The organism is Streptomyces megasporus, from assembly GCF_000718985.1.
Lineage (GTDB): Bacteria > Actinomycetota > Actinomycetes > Streptomycetales > Streptomycetaceae > Streptomyces > Streptomyces megasporus.
Map to the genome: position 1 here is coordinate 42,949 of NZ_JODL01000015.1, position 16,702 is coordinate 59,650.

At 73.7% G+C, this 16,702-nt stretch carries 17 protein-coding genes; 9 read left to right on the plus strand and 8 right to left on the minus strand.

The annotated features are described in order from the left end of the window. Positions 1 to 17: 17 nt before the first annotated feature. Both IF47_RS0114490 and IF47_RS0114495 read right to left on the minus strand, forming a co-directional pair. Complete coding sequence (locus IF47_RS0114490) at positions 18 to 599, minus strand: DinB family protein (protein WP_031509180.1); 582 nt, start codon at positions 597 to 599, stop codon at positions 18 to 20. 287 nt (positions 600 to 886) lie between these two features. Next, a complete protein-coding gene (locus tag IF47_RS0114495) occupies positions 887 to 1,726 on the minus strand; it encodes a helix-turn-helix domain-containing protein (RefSeq protein ID WP_031509181.1) in 840 nt (279 codons plus the stop codon). Positions 1,727 to 2,069: 343 nt separating this feature from the next. Here IF47_RS0114495 and IF47_RS0114500 point away from each other — a divergent pair, with 343 nt between their 5' ends. Further along, positions 2,070 to 2,672: an ATP-binding protein gene (locus tag IF47_RS0114500; protein WP_051717667.1), complete on the plus strand. Its 603-nt coding sequence runs from the start codon at positions 2,070 to 2,072 to the stop codon at positions 2,670 to 2,672. Here IF47_RS0114500 and IF47_RS0114505 read toward each other — a convergent pair. Both IF47_RS0114505 and IF47_RS0114510 read right to left on the minus strand, forming a co-directional pair. Then, complete coding sequence (locus IF47_RS0114505; protein ID WP_031509183.1) at positions 2,635 to 2,874, minus strand: DUF397 domain-containing protein; 240 nt, start codon at positions 2,872 to 2,874, stop codon at positions 2,635 to 2,637. The genes IF47_RS0114500 and IF47_RS0114505 overlap by 38 nt on opposite strands. 296 nt (positions 2,875 to 3,170) lie before the next feature. Further along, positions 3,171 to 3,542 carry an ArsR/SmtB family transcription factor gene (locus IF47_RS0114510; RefSeq protein ID WP_051717669.1) on the minus strand — a complete coding sequence of 124 codons (372 nt, stop codon included), beginning with the start codon at positions 3,540 to 3,542 and terminating at the stop codon, positions 3,171 to 3,173. A gap of 251 nt (positions 3,543 to 3,793) precedes the next feature. Here IF47_RS0114510 and IF47_RS0114515 point away from each other — a divergent pair, with 251 nt between their 5' ends. Together IF47_RS0114515 and mreB are read left to right on the plus strand one after the other, a co-directional pair. Beyond that, positions 3,794 to 5,719, plus strand: a complete 1,926-nt coding sequence (locus tag IF47_RS0114515) for an ABC transporter ATP-binding protein (protein ID WP_031509185.1) — start codon at positions 3,794 to 3,796, stop codon at positions 5,717 to 5,719. Positions 5,720 to 5,888: 169 nt separating this feature from the next. Continuing rightward, positions 5,889 to 6,917 (plus strand): rod shape-determining protein, encoded by a 1,029-nt coding sequence (gene mreB, locus IF47_RS0114520; protein WP_031509186.1) that lies wholly within the window; start codon positions 5,889 to 5,891, stop codon positions 6,915 to 6,917. Here the strand turns inward: mreB and IF47_RS0114525 are convergent. Both IF47_RS0114525 and IF47_RS0114530 read right to left on the minus strand, forming a co-directional pair. Further along, complete coding sequence (locus IF47_RS0114525) at positions 6,883 to 7,848, minus strand: DUF4184 family protein (RefSeq protein WP_051717670.1); 966 nt, start codon at positions 7,846 to 7,848, stop codon at positions 6,883 to 6,885. The two genes, mreB and IF47_RS0114525, sit on opposite strands and share 35 nt — an antisense overlap. Before the next feature lie 102 nt (positions 7,849 to 7,950). After that, positions 7,951 to 9,087 carry an ROK family transcriptional regulator gene (locus IF47_RS0114530; RefSeq protein ID WP_031509188.1) on the minus strand — a complete coding sequence of 379 codons (1,137 nt, stop codon included), beginning with the start codon at positions 9,085 to 9,087 and terminating at the stop codon, positions 7,951 to 7,953. Between the two features lie 89 nt (positions 9,088 to 9,176). Here IF47_RS0114530 and IF47_RS0114535 point away from each other — a divergent pair, with 89 nt between their 5' ends. After that, complete coding sequence (locus tag IF47_RS0114535) at positions 9,177 to 10,469, plus strand: DUF1479 domain-containing protein (RefSeq protein ID WP_031509189.1); 1,293 nt, start codon at positions 9,177 to 9,179, stop codon at positions 10,467 to 10,469. A 68-nt stretch (positions 10,470 to 10,537) separates the two neighbouring features. On the opposite strand, the gene IF47_RS0114540 is transcribed toward IF47_RS0114535, so the two are convergent. Continuing rightward, positions 10,538 to 11,236, minus strand: a complete 699-nt coding sequence (locus IF47_RS0114540; RefSeq protein WP_031509190.1) for an SRPBCC family protein — start codon at positions 11,234 to 11,236, stop codon at positions 10,538 to 10,540. A 242-nt stretch (positions 11,237 to 11,478) separates the two neighbouring features. Next, positions 11,479 to 12,075 carry an SRPBCC family protein gene (locus tag IF47_RS0114545; RefSeq protein WP_031509191.1) on the minus strand — a complete coding sequence of 199 codons (597 nt, stop codon included), beginning with the start codon at positions 12,073 to 12,075 and terminating at the stop codon, positions 11,479 to 11,481. Positions 12,076 to 12,741: 666 nt separating this feature from the next. On the opposite strand from IF47_RS0114545, the gene IF47_RS0114550 reads away from it, so the two are divergent. From IF47_RS0114550 to IF47_RS0114570, 5 genes are all read left to right on the plus strand, one after another. Next, on the plus strand, positions 12,742 to 12,927 hold the full coding sequence (locus IF47_RS0114550) for a hypothetical protein (protein WP_031509192.1): 186 nt from the start codon (positions 12,742 to 12,744) through the stop codon (positions 12,925 to 12,927). 104 nt (positions 12,928 to 13,031) lie between these two features. Further along, complete coding sequence (locus tag IF47_RS0114555; protein WP_051717672.1) at positions 13,032 to 13,799, plus strand: hypothetical protein; 768 nt, start codon at positions 13,032 to 13,034, stop codon at positions 13,797 to 13,799. Beyond that, entirely contained in the window at positions 13,796 to 14,731 is a 936-nt protein-coding gene (locus IF47_RS0114560; RefSeq protein ID WP_245641116.1) for a DUF6895 family protein, read from the plus strand. Before IF47_RS0114555 ends, IF47_RS0114560 begins: the two co-directional genes overlap by 4 nt. Continuing rightward, positions 14,728 to 15,876 (plus strand): serine hydrolase domain-containing protein, encoded by a 1,149-nt coding sequence (locus tag IF47_RS0114565; protein WP_078591824.1) that lies wholly within the window; start codon positions 14,728 to 14,730, stop codon positions 15,874 to 15,876. Before IF47_RS0114560 ends, IF47_RS0114565 begins: the two co-directional genes overlap by 4 nt. 113 nt (positions 15,877 to 15,989) lie before the next feature. Further along, positions 15,990 to 16,685, plus strand: a complete 696-nt coding sequence (locus IF47_RS0114570; protein ID WP_051717693.1) for a formylglycine-generating enzyme family protein — start codon at positions 15,990 to 15,992, stop codon at positions 16,683 to 16,685. The last annotated feature ends 17 nt before the right edge of the window (positions 16,686 to 16,702 follow it).

Consider the following 16,702-nt stretch of genomic DNA (forward strand, 5'->3'; position numbering starts at 1 on the left):
GACCGTCATCGGACCCGTCACCGGATCGAGGACCAGTCCGGCTCGGGCAGCGCGCCCGTCTCGAAGACCAGGTCGAAGGCGCCCTTGCCGTCGATCGACTCGCGGATGACGTCCGCGTGGCCGGCGTGCCGGGCGGCCTCCTCGATCAGGTGGAGCAGGGCCCATCGCCAGGACCGCTCGCCGCCCTCGTCCCAGGGGACCTTGGGGTTGGTGAAGGTGACGTCGAGCGAGGGCAGGGCCCGCACCGCCTCCTCGGTCTCGCGGGCCGTCCGCTCGTAGAAGGCCAGCAGGGACTCGACCGTCTCGTCCTCGCCGGGGACGAAGCTCTCCTCCCACACCTTCATCCGCTCCGGGAGGTCGAAGGACTCGCCGGCCTCGCCGAACGCGCCGCGCATCGTCCGCAGCCAGTCGCGCTCCCCCACCGCGACGTGCTTGAGCAGCCCGGCCAACGAGAGCTCGCTCGCGCTGGGCTTGCCGCGCGCCTGCTCCTCGGTGAGGCCGTGGAGGGCGCGGCGGATACCGCCGCGCTGGGCCTCCAGATAGGCGAGCAGGGCTCCGCGCTCGTCGCCGGGGGCCTCGGCGGCAACAGGAACGGGCATGTCGTCTCCTCGAACGTCGGGTGACGGGACCGCCGCTCGATCCCGCCGACAAGAAGAGAAGGTAGGGAGCCTTGCGGACGGCTTCGGTCCTCAAGCGGCGGCGCGACGAGACGACTTCACGCCTCTTGCGCACGCCTCCCGTTCACACCTCTCGGGCAGGCCGTTCCCGCCGGCAGGGGAGCGGGGCGCGTGGAGGAGTGGGGGGTGTGGGACGGGAGGGACGGGGGCGAGGGGCCCGGCGGCGCGTCACGCCGCCCGGTCCGAGGGACCGACCCAGAGGGACCGGTCTAGAGGGACCGGCGGATGCGGTCGAGGAGGTCCCTGGTCTCCTGTGGGGAGAGGCTGTTCTCCAGAAGGCGGTCGAGCACGCTCTCGTACTGGGCGACCTCGTCCGGCTTGTCCACGTAGAGGGCGCCGGTGAGGTGCTCCAGGTAGACGATGTCCGAGATCTCCGACTCCGGGAAGCGCAGCAGGGTGAACGCCCCGCTCTCGGCGGGGTGCCCGCCGGTGTCGAACGGCATCACCTGGAGCCGGACGTGAGGCAGTTCGGAGAGCTCCGCCAGGTGCCGCAACTGCTCGTCCATCACCTTCCCGCCGCCGTACGGGCGGCGCAGCGCCGCCTCGTCGAGCACGCAGCGGAACCGCGGCGCCTGCTCGGACAGCAGCAGCTTCTGCCGCTCCAGGCGCAGGGCGACGCGGCGGTCGACCTCCTCCTGGGACAGCCCCGTCCGGTGGCCGCTGGTGACGACCGACCGGGCGTAGTCCTCCGTCTGCAACAGGCCCGAGACGAACTGGACTTCGTAGACGCCGATGTGGGAGGCCGCGCCCTCCAGCCCGACGTAGGTCTGGAACCAGTTCGGCAGTACGTCGCTGTAGCTGTGCCACCAGCCGGCGACACTGGACTCCCGGGCGAGGTTCAGGAGCGGTTCGCGCTCGGCCTCGCTGGTGACGCCGTACAGCGTGAGCAGGTCCTCGACGTCCCGCGCCTTGAAGCCGACCCGCCCCAGCTCCATGCGGCTGATCTTCGACTCGGAGGCGCGGATCGAGTACCCGGCTTCCTCGCGGGTGACCCCGCGAGCCTCCCGGAGCCGCCGCAACTGGGAGCCGAGCAGGATACGGCGCACCATCGAACCACTTGAACCGTTGGCCCCGTTCACTCCGTTTTTCACCGGACATGCTCCTGTTGTGATCAACTCTCCACCCCTGGCACAGGGGCAGTCTGCCACCAATGCGCTCCGTTGCGTGCCCGCGCGGTTACACACAATCGAAAGTCTCGCGTGCACGTGCATCTGCCCTTGCATCTGCTGTGGGCATTGGGAACCATGGGAATGCGCAAGTGCACGCGGTGTCAGGGCACTTGGGCATGGACACGATCCATCGATGCTGCGCAACGAGCGGGACGAGAGACGAGAAGACCGCTGACGGGGTCCGCCAGGGCCAAGACCGCCGCAACGCCAGGAGCGCCTCGCCATGGGGACCGAAGGACCGCCCGTGCTCGACCGGTTATGGCACGCCCTCCCGCCGCTCGGCCCCGACGCGCTCTCCGGCTCCGCCTCCTGCGCCCTGCCGGCCCGCCGCGAAGCGGTGCGCACGGCCCGTGAGTTCACCCGGAGCGTGCTGGTCCGCTGGGGACTGACGGACCATTTCGACACCGTGGCCCTCGTGGTCTCGGAACTGGTGACCAACGCCCTGCGCCACGGCCTGTCCGGCACCGCGCCCCGCGGGGCGGAACCGCCGGTACGGCTGCACCTGATGCACTGGTCCGGCCGCCTGGTGTGCGCCGTGCGCGACCCCGGCAAGGACGCCCCCGTCGTCAAGACACCCGATTTCACGGCCCTGGTCGACGACGGGCCGGCCGATCCCTTGGACGCCGACGCGATGGAGGAGCTGCTCGACCGCGCGGCCGAGTCCGGACGCGGGCTCTTCCTCGTCGAGTCCTTCAGCGACGGCTGGGGCTGGCAGCCGGTGGACGGCTCCTCGCCGGGAAAAATCGTCTGGGCGCTGTTCCGACTGAACCCCGACCGCGGTACAGGCGTCAGTCCTGTACGAGGTGGTCGAACTCGCCGTCCTTGACGCCGAGCAACATCGCCTCGATCTCGGCGGGCGTGTAGACCAGCGCGGGGCCCTCCGGGTGGCGCGAGTTCCGCACGGCCACGTCGCCGCCCGGGAGCTTGGCGAATTCCACGCAGGCCCCCTGGGAGTTGCTGTGTCTGCTCTTCTGCCAGACGACCCCGTGGAGGTCCCTGGCTGCCATGCCGTTGTACACGTGGGGCATCGGACTCTCCCGGACGGTGTGGTCGGGGTGCTGAAACGGTCGATCACCCGGGATCATAACGCCGTTCACGTGCCGATGCACGTGCCGATGCACGTGCACGACAGGCTGTCACAGTGTCATGACACCGGGTCCGGAAGCCGCCCCCAACCGGAGGCTTCGCCACCGGCCGACTCCGGTCGGCAGTGCGAACGGGTGGCGGGGCGGGTGGTGGGACGGACGGCAGGACGGACGGCGGGACGAGTGGCGGGCGCGCCCATGGCGACGCCCGCGGTGTCCGTCCCGCCGCCCGCGCCGTGTCACGCCCTGGACTCGTCGGGGTCCCGATCGAGATCCCGGTCGAGGAGATCACGCAGATCCCCCAGCGTCCCCCGCCAGAACCGCTCGTACGGGGTCAGCCAGTCCCGCACCTCGCTGAGCGGGCCGGCCTCCAGTCGGTAGTGCCGTTCCCGTCCCATGCGGCGTTCGCTGACCAGCCCGGCCTCCCGGAGCACCTTCAGGTGTTCCGACAGGCTCGGGCGCCGCATGTCGAAGTGGTCGGCCAGCCGTTGCACGGGCTGTGGCCCCTCCACACGGAGCAGCCGCAGCACCTCGCGCCGGGTGGCGTTGGCGAGCGCGGCGAAGAGCCGGTCCTCGCGGAGCCGGTCCTCGGATACGCCGATGGCAGTCATCTGTTCCCCCTGGAAAGCCCTCGGGTGGGCGCGGAGATGAGGAGGCCGGTGCCGTCGGTCGGGCGGCCTCGGGCCGCTCACAGTCCGCGTCGATATCGGTGGTCCCCCGAATGATCCCCCGTCGGACGCCCGGAGCGGAACCCTCCCCCGCGTGCCCGGCCGCCCGGCGCCCCGCGGGTCGTCCTTGACCTCAAGCAGACTTGATTCCCTACCGTCCGGAACACCGAGACGGAAATCCGGAGGTGCTCGCGATGAGCATGGAGACCACCGCGTGGATGGCGCTCAGCCAGGCCCGCCACGCCCCACGGGAACAACCGGCCCTCTCCCGGGCCACCCTGCGCCGCGTCCTGGGCTTCGCCCGTCCACACCGGCGACGTCTGGCGCTCTTCCTGCTGCTCAGCACCGTCTCGGCGCTGCTGGCCGTGGCCACCCCGGTGCTCGCCGGCCGCGTGGTCGACGCGATCTCCGGCGGCACGGCGGACGCCGCCGCGCGGGACGCGGCGGCGGGCACGGTCGTTCGGCTGGCGGTGCTGATCGCGGTCATCGCGGTGGCCGAGGCCGCCGTCGGGCTGCTCGCCCGCGGACTGTCGGCGCGGATCGGCGAGGGGGTGATCCTCGACCTGCGGACGGCCGTCTTCGACCACGTCCAGCGCATGCCGATCGCCTTCTTCACCCGCACCCGCACCGGCGCGCTGGTCAGCCGGCTCAACAACGACGTCATCGGCGCCCAGCGGGCCTTCAGCAGCACCCTGTCCAACGTGGTCGCCAACACCGTCACACTGCTGCTGACGCTGGTGGTCATGGTGCGGCTGTCCTGGCAGATCACCCTGTTCGCCCTGGTGCTGCTGCCGGTCTTCCTGCTGCCCGCGCGGCGCCTGGGACGCCGGCTGGCCCGGCTCTCGCGGGAGGCCGCGGACCACAACGCCACGATGGGCAACCAGATGACCGAGCGGTTCTCCGCCCCCGGCGCCACCCTGGTCAAGCTGTTCGGACGGCCCGGGAAGGAGTCGGAGGAGTTCGCCGTGCGGGCCCGGCGCGTCCGCGACATCGGGGTGCGCACCGCCATGCTCCAGCACGTCTTCTTCACCTCGCTCACCCTGGTCTCCGCCCTGGCGCTGGCCCTGGTCTACGGGCTGGGCGGCCTGCTCGCCCTGCGCGGGAGCCTGGACGCCGGCTCGGTGGTGGCCCTGGCCCTGCTGCTCACCCGGCTCTACGCCCCGCTGACCGCCCTGGCCGGGGCGCGGGTGGAGGTGATGGGCGCGCTCGTCAGCTTCCAGCGCGTCTTCGAGGTGTTGGACCTGAAACCCCTGATCGAGGAGCGCGAGGACGCCCGCGAGGTGCCCGACGGACCGGTCTCGGTGGAGTTCGACCGCGTGGACTTCGCCTACCCGTCCGCCGAGAAGGTCTCCCTGGCCTCCCTGGAGGAGGTCGCCGTCCTCGACTCCCGCGGCGGCGAACAGGTGCTGCACGGGGTGTCCTTCCGCGCCGAGCCGGGGCGGATGGTGGCCCTGGTCGGCTCCTCCGGCGCGGGCAAGTCCACCATCGCCCAGTTGGTGCCGCGGCTGTACGACGCCGACGCCGGCACGGTGCGGATCGGCGGCGTCGACGTGCGGGAGCTGTCCTTCGCCTCCCTGCGCTCCACACTGGGCATGGTCACGCAGGACGGTCACCTCTTCCACGACTCGATCCGCGCCAACCTGCTGTACGCCCGGCCCGAGGCGGGCGAGGACGAGCTGTGGGACGCGCTGCGCCGCGCCCGGCTGGACGGGCTGGTCGCCTCCCTGCCCGACGGGCTGGACACGGTCGTCGGCGAGCGCGGCTACCGCCTCTCCGGCGGCGAGCGCCAGCGGCTGACCATCGCCCGGCTGCTGCTCGCCCGGCCGAGGGTGGTGATCCTCGACGAGGCCACCGCCCACCTGGACTCCACCTCCGAGGCCGCCGTCCAGGAGGCGCTGGCCGAGGCGTTGGAGGGCCGCACCTCCGTGGTGATCGCCCACCGTCTCTCCACCGTCCGGGCCGCCGACCAGATCCTGGTGGTGGAGGACGGCCGGATCGTCGAGCGCGGCACCCACGACGAGCTCCTGGCGGCGGACGGACGGTACGGGGAGCTGTACCGCACCCAGTTCGACCGGGGCGCCGGGGAGGCCGACGCGCCCGTCGGAACGCCCGTCGCCTGACCCGGCATCACCTCCCCGGCGGTGCCCGGTACTCGATGCGGGCGGTCCCTCCGGCGGCCCTCGCCCGTCCGGATCAGTTCGACGCGCGGGATCACCGCAGGGCCCTCACCATGAGGACGGGGCCGCCGGGTGGGCGGTCCGTATCGAGCCACCACGGGGAGATGCCGCTGTGACCGTCAGTCTTGAGCAACTGCGCCGCTGTTCCGTAGCCGTCGACCTCGGCGCGGCCAGGACCCGGGTCTACCTCAAACGGTTCGGCGTCATCGTGGACGCGCCGTCGGCCGTCGCCGTCAACACCCGCTCCGGCGCCCTGATCGCGGTCGGCGCCCCCGCCGAGCGGATGGTCGGCCGCACCCCCGAGCACATCCGGGTCGTCCGCCCGGTGTCCAACGGAACCGTGGTGGACATCGACATGGCCCGGCGGATGCTGCGCGCCCTGGTCGGCGACCGGATCCGTCGGGCCTGGCGGCGCAAGCCGATGCTGCGCGCCGCCGTGTGCATCCCGCACGACGCCGAGCCGCTGGTCCGCCGCGCCGCCGTCGAGACCCTCGCCGGGATGGGCGCGCGGCGGGTGGAGCTGGTGGACAGCCTGATCGCGGCGGCCGTCGGTTCCGGACTCCCCGTGGAGGAGCCCGAGGCCACGATGATCGTGATGTGCGGCGCGGCCTCCTCCCACGTCGCGGTGCTCTCCCTGGGGTCGATCGTCGCCGCCGAGACGGTGCCGGTGGGCGGCGAGATCATCGACCGGGCCGTGATCCAGCACCTGCGCAACCAGCACGAGTTGCTCCTCCCCCACCAGGCCGTCCACCCCCTGCACCTGGCGATGTCCGTCGCCCCGTCCGACCAGGCCGAGGCCGAGGTGTACGGCCGGGACGTGTCCACCGGGCTGTTCCGCACGGTGAACGTGGACACCGAGAGTGTGCGCGCCGCCATCCGGCCCCCGTTGACGGCGATGGTGGACGCCATCCGCGGTGTGCTGCGCCAGTGCCAGCCCGACCTGGTCGCCGACCTCGCGGACCGCGGGATCATGCTGGTGGGCGGCAGCGCTCTGCTGCCGGGGCTGGACTCGATGCTCCGTCAGGCCACCGGCATGCCGGTGCACGTGGCCGAACAACCGGCCGTCTGCGCGGTGGAGGGCCTGGGCGCGATGCTGGAGGGACGGGTCAAGTCGCTGCACCGCGATCCGCTCGCCCGCTGACGGGCTCGCCGACGGACTGTGCGAACTCGGCGGGCTCGACGGGCTCGGCGACGGGCTCGCGGACCGTCTCGTCGGTGGACCCGCCGGTGGACCCGCCGACGGGTTCCCGCCCGCGCCGGCGGGCCCGCGCCGCGACCGTGTGGGCCACCGCCGCGTACACCGCCAGCGCCGCCGCGAGACCCGCGCCCGCCCCGAACATCGCGGTGGGAACGTAGCCGTCCCACGGGATCGCGTCCGGCGTCGTCGCGGCCCGGCGCACGCAGCGGTGCACGGCCCCGGCGACGGCCGCGCCGCCCAACAGCGCCACCGCGCCGAGCCGTCCGCGTCGGGAGAACCGGGGCGGCGCGTGGCTCCCCGGAGGGTCCGCCGTCTCGGGCAGCCGGCGCCACACCCTGACCAGGAAGGCGGCGATCACCACCAGGGCGACGGCGGACCCGCCGTACTGGAGCTGGTGGTACAGCGGGACGCCCAGCACCCGCTCGTCCAGCACCGTGATCCACCGCACGCCCCAGCGGTCCATGTGAGTGAAGGAGTCCCAGAACACGTGGGTGGCCGCGCCCAGCGCCGCCGAGAGGCACCCCCACAGCAGCGTCTCGACGGGCGGACGTCCGCGCCAGGTCCGTCCCCGGACGAGCGCGCACGCCTTCCCCCGCCGGCCCTCGGGCAGCAGCGCCAACAGCGGCTCCCGCAGCAGCAGCCACGCGCCGACCAGCGCCGCCGCGATCGCCACGTCCACGGCGAGCACGCCGATCGGCGAGTGGGTGAGGTCGCCCCACCGCATGGCGGCGGGGGCCACGCTGGCGGCGTAGTACGTCATGTCCGGGGCGAGCGTGCCGGCGACCAGTGCGGACGCCACCAGGCGTCCGCGCCCGGTGGCGTCCGCGCGGATGCCCGGCAACGCGGCGGCGGCATGGCTGAGCGTGAACGGCATGCGTCCCCCGTTCGATTCGGTCCCCCGCCCTCACCCTAGGCAATCGTCCGGGCGTCCGGCACGGTTTCGGGGCCGGCCCGCACGGGTCGGGTCGGGGCCGGGTCAGTCGGCCGGGCGCAGCGCGGCGACGATGAGGTTCCTCAGCTCCTCCACGGCCCGGTCGCGGGCGCCGACCAGTTCGGGCGCCTCGACCCGCGCCGCGACGACCGGCACACCGCGCGGGGTCCTCGCGAGCTCCTCGCCGATCGCCTCGGTCATCTCCGGTTCCACGCCCCACGGCCCTCCGACCACCACCAGGCGCGGGTCGGTCAGGGCGACGGCCGCGGCGACGACCCCGCACACGGCGCGGGCCAGCGCCGCGCGCGTACGGGCCGCCTCCTCGCCGGCCCCGAAGGCCGCAGCGCGCAGCGCCGCCACGTCGACGGCGGTCGAGCCCTCCCGGCGGAGCCCGAGTTCGGCGAAGACGCGGGTGAACGGCATCGCCGTGCCGTCCGGTCCCGCCGTGTACAGGTGGGCGATCTCGCCGGCCAGGCCGTGGTGTCCCCGGCGGACCTCGGCGTCGCTCACCACCGCGCAGCCCAGGCCCTCGCCGAGGTGGACGTAGACGAAGTCGTCGACGCCTCGGGCGCAGCCGGCGCCGCGCTCGGCGCGCGCGGCCCAGTTGACGTCGTTGTCCACCAGCACCGGCCCGTGGACCAGGGGCGCCAGGACCGCGGCCGGGTCCAGGTCCCCGACCAGGAACGGGGCGTCCGGGAGGTGGACGAGCCGTCCCGTCGTGCGGTCGACCGGGTCCGCCGCGCTGACCACCGCGGTCCGCAGCCCGCCCCGGACGCGCGACCGCAGCTCCCCCGCCACCCGGGCGAGCGCCTCGGCGGCCCGGTCCGGGCCGGGCGCCCGGTCCAGCGCGGCCTCGGTCCGTGCGACGACCCGGCCGAAGGCGTCCACCGCCTCGGCCGTCACCCCGAAGGGGGTGATGCTCGCCACCAGGGCGGCGCCGCTGTCCTCCGCGAGGGAGTAGTAGGAGCCCGACCGTCCCCGACCGGTGGTGCGCTCCCCGGTGTCCGCCAGCAGGCCGGCCTCGCTCAGCCGCCGCACACTGTCGGAGATCGTCGGTTTGGAGATCCCCGTCACCGCGGCGATCTCCGCGCGGGTCAGTCGCCGCCGCTCCATGAGCGCGCGCAGCACGTTCTCGTCGGTGATCGAGCGCAGCAGCTCCAGCGACGGCTTGGCGACGGGCATGCGAGCAGTTTAGTCAGGAGTGTTGCCCAAAGATGCGGGGAAGGTTACGTTGAGCCCATAGTTAGGACTCCTGACCAAAGGAGCTCGCAGTGACGACCGCCACCGAACAACAGCACCTCCCGGCCCTCCCCCACTGGGAGACCACCCCCGACGACCTGGCCGAGGCCATCCGACGGATCAAGCCCGCCCTCCGCGCCCGCATCGAGGCCTCCGGCCGCACCGTGGCGGAGGTGTTCGCCGCCGTCGAGGAACGGATCGAGGCCCGGGTCGCCGAGATCGAGGCCGACCGGGAGCGCGGCGAGAGCGTCTGGCCGATCATCGACTACGCCGACATCGCGAACGGCACCGTGACCGCCGAGCAGCTCGACAAGCTCCGCCGCCGCGGCTGCCTGGTCGTCCGCGGCCACTTCGACCGCGAGCAGGCCCTGGCCTGGGACGCCGACATCGTCGACTACGTCGAGCGGAACAAGTTCTTCGAGAACTACTCCGGGCCCGGCGACGACTTCTTCGGCAGCGTCGGATCCAAGCCCGAGATCTACCCGATCTACTGGTCCCCCGCCCAGATGGAGGCCCGTCAGAGCGACCGGATGGCCGACGTCCAGGTCTTCCTCAACCGCCTGTGGAAGCACGAGTCCGACGGGGTGCGCTGGTTCGACCCGGAGCGCAACGCCGTCTACCCCGACCGGATCCGCCGCCGCCCGCCGGGGACCGACTCGGCCGGCCTGGGCACCCACTGCGACCCCGGCACCCTCGACCTGTGGATGACCGGCGAGTACCAACGGGCCTTCCACCACCTCTTCGACGGCACCGTCGAGGAGTACGACCCCTGGGACGCCTCCCACCGCACCGCCGGACCCCAGTACCCCGGCACCACCATGTGCTCGGCGTTCCGCACCTTCCAGGGCTGGACCGCCCTGTCCGACATGGACCACGACCAAGGCGTGCTGCACACCGTGCCGATCCCCGAGGCGATGGCCTACCTGATGCTGCGCCCGCTCCTGCCGGACGTGCCCGAGGACGACATGTGCGGCGTCACCGTCAACCGGGTCTTCCCGGTGAGCGAGCAGTGGCACGCCCCGCTGTTGCGCGCCCTCACCGGGCTGCCCGACATCAAGGCCGGCGACTCGGTCTGGTGGCACTGCGACATGATCCACAGCGTCGCGCCGGTGACGGACCAGAAGGGCTGGGGCAACGTCATGTACATCCCCGCCGCGCCCTGGTGCCCGCGCAACGAGCGGTACGCCGAGAGCGTCCGGGAGGCCTTCCTCACCGGCCGCAGCCCGAGCGACTTCCCCGAGGAGCACTACGAGAGCACCTGGGACGACCGCTTCGGACCCGACCGGCTCAACGAGACCGGCCGCCGCGGCCTGGGCATGGACTGATCCGAGGGAGCGTGAGGGGGAACGCCCCGCCCCGGGACACCGACGGGGCGGGGCGCCGCACGCCCGGGTCAGCCGCGCGGGACGGGGAGCCGGAAGCGGCGTGCCGCCGGCCACGGCGTCCGTGACCGAACCGGATCCCTCCAGCACGGCTCCGCCGGGCCGAAGCCCGGATCGGTGCTGATGTCGGGGCCGAGGCCGCCGGCCCCGCGGACCGCGCCCGCCGGTGTCCCCGCGCCGGAGACGCCGGCGGAGGCGTCCGGCGCGGCACCGGCGCTCGGACCGCCGCCCGCCGTCTCCCGCACCGCGACCACGGCCGCCTCCTCGGCCTCCTCGGGCCTCTCGACACCGCACAGCACCTCGTACAACTGCTGCGCGTCGACCGGCAGATCACGCCGCCAGCCACAGGCCACCACCGGCCACAGCAGCACCATCGCCCCGGAGAGGCGGGAGGTCACCCCCACCTCCACCCGGGAACCCCCCTCCCACGGCCACAGCCGGAAGTCGAACCGCGGCACCTGCGTGCCCAACGGCGTCCACATCCGCTGGCCGACGAACCCCACCCGCGTCGGCGGCTCGCACACCGTCCGACTCAACCGGCACTCACGCCGACGGCCCGGAAACCGGTAGCGGTACGACTCCTCCGCCCCGTCCGGGCGGACCGACATCACCCCCGAGTGCCAGGCGGCCAGATTGCACCCGTCGGCGAGGAAGGAGAACACCTCCTCGACCGGCCTGGGTATGGACACGTACACCCGCACCTGCGGCATCCGGCACCTCCTGCGAGCGCAGCACCGGCCACTCGATCGACCAGGCACCGACGTCCCGTCCGGTCCTTCCTCCTACACAGCCAGGCTGGGTCCGTTCGGTGCGGGTGTCCTGCGCTCGTGAGCCGTTCGGGTCATCTCCCCCGCGCGACGCCCCGGCTCCTCCACCGGGCGGAACCGGCGGCGACACGCCCGGTGCCCCACCCGAGCGGGGTGGGGCACCGGAAGGTCGGCCGTACGGCCGGTCAGCCGTGCAGGGCGGGGAGCCGGGCGTGGTGGGCGGACGGCGGCCGGGACGGCTCGGCCGGGTCGGAGACGGCACTCGGGCCGGCGTTCGCCGTTCCCCTCGCCGCGACCACGGCCGCCTCCCCGGCTCCCTCGGCTTCTTCGGCCTCCTGGGGTCTCCCGTCACCGCACAGCACCTCGTACAGCCGCTGCGCGTCGACCGGCAGATCACGCCGCCAACCACAGGCCACCACCGGCCACAGCAGCACCATCGCCCCGGAGAGGTGGGAGGTCACCCCCACCTCCACGCGGCAGGCGTCGCCCAGGGGCCACAGCCGGAAGTCGAACCGCGGCACCTGCGTGCCCAACGGCGTCCACATCCGCCGGCCGACGAACCCCACCCGCATCGGCGGCCGGTACACCGTGCGGACCAGTCGGCACTCGCGCCGACGGCCGGGGAAGAGGTACCGGTACACGCATCCGGAGGGGTCGTCGCCGTCCGGGCGGACCGACACCACACCCGAGTGCCAGACGGCCAGGTTGCGTCCGTCGGCGAGGAAGGAGAACACCTCCTCGACCGGCAGCGGTATGGACACATGCACCTGCACCTGCGGCATCCGGCACCTCCAGCGAGCGCGAGCACGGCACCGGCCGCACGGCCGGCCAGGCGTCCGCGTCCCGTCCGGGCGTACCTCCTACAAGACAGCCTGGGACCGCTCGGCACCGCTGTCCTGTCGTCGTGAGCCGTCCGGGTAACCGGGATTCGCCCGGTGCGGACGCGACACCGGGCGGCACCGGGCGGGCACCGACGGGGCGGGTGGCGATCACGTCGTCGGCGGGCGGCTCGGGACGTTCGCCGGACGTCCGCCCCCAGGAGTCCCCACAGGGAGCCCGCCGGGAATCCACAGGCCCTCCGCGGGTGCTCCCCGTCGCTCCGACCGGCCGCGCCGGGCGGCGGACCACTCGCCGTTCGACGCCCTCCGCACCCGCCGTTCCCGACCACCGGGAGGGCGCGGCAAAAGGGTTGCGCCATTGGTACACACGGGTGAATTCAGGCATGAATTTTCCGGCCCCCGACGCGGGCGCGGAGAGTCGCCCGCCCCTTCCTCTCCGGCTTTCCTCCGGCCTTTTCCGCCCCTTCGCCGCCCGAGCACAGGATCCCGGAGTGCGCAAACGCGAACAATTGATCACGTGCGTGCCCGCACCCGCTTCCGTAGCGTCGATCGCGGAGCCGCTCGTACGGGCGGTGCCAACGTACCGAGCAGCACGTTCAGGAGGACCAGATGCTCACTTACGCAACGACCGGAACCACGCTCGTCCCCGCCGACCCGACCGAGCGGGACACGGTCGCCGACCTGATGACCGTCCGTGAGGCCCCGATCAGCGACGCGCCGGTGTGGGCCCCCGAGGCGATCGGCGTCCTGCTGCTCGCGCTCCTCCTCTCCCCCAAGGAGCCCAAGGAGAAGTGACGGCCCGCCGCTTCACGGCGGAATGCGACGGGATACGGCGGAACGCGACAGAACACGACAGAACGGCACACCATGACAGACCGATCCAGAGAGGTAGGTCACTGATGCCGAATCCGGACGTCTCGCCGCGCGCGGCGTACACCGCGGCGGTGGAGAGTCTGGCCGACCGTGTCCTCGGCGCCCTGCGGGGCGCCGAGGACACGGTGGTGGTGGCACACCACGTGGACGGCGCGCCCGACCCCAAGGCGGCCCTGGCGGCCGTACGGGTGTTGGGGCCCGACGTCTTCGCTCCCGTCCTGCTCGGCACGGGCTCCTTCGGCCCCGCCGACGTCCGGGTGGTGACCGAGTCCTTCCGGATCTTCCCTCCCGCGCCGGACGCCACGCCCGAGGCGGTGTGGCGCGACTGGACCACCTCGCGGCTCCTGGTCCGGTACGGCGGCGACGACCTCCTGGGCGCACCCGAACCGCGGAGCCTCACGGACGGCGACGGGGACGGCGACGGGGACGACGACGAGCAGGCGGACTCCCCCTGGCGGGCCTGGTCCCTGCGCATGGCGCGACTCTCCCCCCTCGCCCTGCCGGGGATCGACGGCCCCGTCCACGAGGCGGCGGACCGGCGGTGCCGCGCCCTGGCACGGGGCGCGACCCGCGCGATGCTCCGCCGCGACTACCCGATCGCGGCCTGTCTGGCCCGCTGGCTCGCCTGCGCGCGGCTCCGCGGGACGCGGCCGGACCTCGACGTGGCGGCCATGGTGCGACACATCGAACTGCACGGCGTGGGCGGGGCGCGCACCGCCCTGGACACCGCGATCGCCCGCCGCATGCTGGAACGGGCGGACCGGACGGAGAGGCCGGGAGGCCCGACACCATGACCACGTCCCCCATGAGCGCCCCGGCCCCGGCCCCGGTGCGGGAGTCGGCGCGCCTGGTCGCCGGCCGCGCCCTCGGCTGGCTGCGCCGCCACTGCGAACTGGGCACCCTGCCCCCCGGCACCACGGCCGAACTCGCCCACCCCGACAGCATCTACAAGCCCCTGGGCGAGACCGCCCTGGCCGCCTCCCTGGTGCTCCGCGAGGGCCCGGCCTCCGACCGGGAGGCGAAGACGGCCCGTGAGCTGCTCGACTTCGCCTGGTGGGAACTGCGCGGCGGCGACATGCTCTACGAGCGCCAGCTCCGGTACATGATGATGACCGACCCGCTGGAGCTGTACACGCACTTCGTCCGCGCCGGCTACCGGCACGCGCGCCTGGACGCGCTGCTGGAACACCTGGCCGGACTGGTCACGGTGTACGCCGTCGAGCAGGTGCCCAACCGCCGGCTGGCCATCGCCAACGCCGCGCGTCTGATGGGCATCGACCGCGACATCGACTGGAAGCGGCTCACCGACGCCACCTGGCTGGGGAACACCCCCGAGCCCTGGGTCATCGACTGGATGACGGCCTACTCCGTGACCCACACCGTCTTCCACATCACCGACTGGGGCGCCCGGCCCCACGACCTGCCGCCGCGCGTCGAGGAGTACCTCCACCTGTGGCTGCCGGTGTGGCTGGACGTGTGGCGGGAGGTGGAGGAGTGGGACCTCTTCGCCGAGCTGCTGATCGTCGGCGCCTGCCTGGGGGAGCCGTACCTCGACCCGGCCGCGTGGGACGCGCTGGCCGCCGCCCAGCACGAGGACGGGCTGGTCCCCAGGGACGGCAAGGAGGTCGACGAGGACCCCGCCCAGCGTTTCCGGGACCACCACCACCCCACCGTCGTCGCCGCCGTCGCGGGCACCCTGGCGCTCTCCCGCGCCACCGGCCGGTGACCGCCCCCACCGCCGCCGGTTCCGGCGTCGGGCCCGAGCCCGGCTCCGAGTCGGCGGCGTCCGAACTCCACGGCATCCTGGAGACGGTCGCCACCGCCGCGCCTGGCCCGGCGGTGGCGACCGTGGCGCTGCGGGCCGACGAATCGGCGACGCTGTGCGAGGGCGCGGCCCCCGACACCCGTTTCGAACTCGGCTCGGTGACCAAGACCTTCACCGCCCTGCTGCTGGCCGTGATGGCGGAGCGGGGCGAGGTCCGCCTCGACGCCCCCATCGGCGCCCACCTTCCCGGCCCCCTCCTGCCCGAGGGACACGGCGACCGGATCACCCTCACCCACCTGGCCACCCACACCTCGGGACTGCCCAGGCTGCCGCCGGGCCTGATGCTCGCGGCCCTGCCCCGCTGGTACACCAACCCGTACGAGACCTTCACCCCCGGCCGGCTGCTGCGCGCCCTCCCCCGGACCCGGGTGCGCCGCCCGCCCGGCACGCGGGTGCGCTACTCCAACTTCGGGGTCGGCCTGCTGGGTCGGCTGCTGGCCGACGCCGCCGGGACGGACTACGCCGAGGCGCTCGCCGATCGCGTCCTGGAGCCGCTGGGGCTGACGGACACCACCTGCGACCCCACGCTCCCCCAGGCCACCGGCCACCTGCGCGGACGCCCCCGGCCGCCCTGGCTCATCCCGGGCCTGCCCGGCGCGGGCGCGCTGCGTTCCAGCGCCCGCGACACGGAGCGCTACCTGACGGCCCTGCTCTCCCCGCCCCCGACCGTCGACGCCGCGCTGCGCACCGCGCTGTACGAGGTCACCCGGCCGCGCGTCGCCGAGCCCGGCGGCGACCTGGTGTGCCTGGTGTGGAAGCGGCGCGCGCTCCCCGCGGACGACGGCGGCACCCACCACCTGCTGTTCCACTCGGGCGGCACGCGCGGCTTCACCTCGTTCGTCGGCTTCTCGCCCACCGCCCGCACCGCCCTGGCGGCCCTCTCCAACGGCTCCCCCACCCTGCGCGCCACGTTCATCCGCACCGCGTACCGCGCCCTGCGCGGGCTGACGGTCCAGGCGCCCACGCGTCCGCCGTCCGCTCCCGACGTCCGCGGCGTGGACGACCCCGCGCCCGAACACCGCGCCGTCCGCTCCCCCGACGCGTAGGGTCGCGTCCACCGGCGGACGCGTCCGTGCCCCGCCGGCATACATGGACCGTGAGGGGGAGCGGACCGGTGGTGAGCCCCGAGTCGGCGCCGAGCCGAGAGATCGCCGTGGCCATGGTCGGGATTCCGGCCGGGAGGATCGTCCTGCGGGACGAGGGGACGAGGACGGAGTGGGAGGTCGAGGTCGGGGCCTTCCGTCTGGCCGCCCATCCCGTGACCCGCGAGCTGTACCGCGCCGTCCGGGGCGAGGCTCCCCCGAGTCCGGCCGGGCCTCGGACGCCGGTGACCGAGGTCTCCTGGCTGGACGCCGTCCGGTTCTGCGACCTGCTCTCCCGGGCGGCGGGCCTTCGGCCCTGCTACACGATCGGCGACGATCCCGACGGACGGGACGTGCTGTGCGATCGGGAGGCGGACGGCTACCGCCTCCCGTCCGAGGCGGAGTGGGAGTACGCGTGCAGGGCCGGTGATTCCGGCGTCCGGTACGGGGAGTTGGACGAGATCGCCTGGTACCGGGGGAACTCCGGCGGCGAGGTGCACGACGTCGGCACCAGGGCGCCGAACGCGTGGGGCCTCCACGACATGATCGGCAACGTGTGGGAGTGGTGCTGGGACGTCTACGACCCCGAGGTCTACGGCCCGTATCGGGTGTTCCGGGGCGGAGGTTGGCAGGACCATCCCCGCGGGTGCCGTGCGTCGTGCCGCCGCAAGAGCCACCCGACCCTGCGCATCGACGACCTCGGGTTCCGGCTCGCCCGGCGGGAGGACGTCCTCACCGCACCGCCCCCGTCGCCCCCGTCGCCGGGTGCCTGACGGGCCCTCGGACGGCC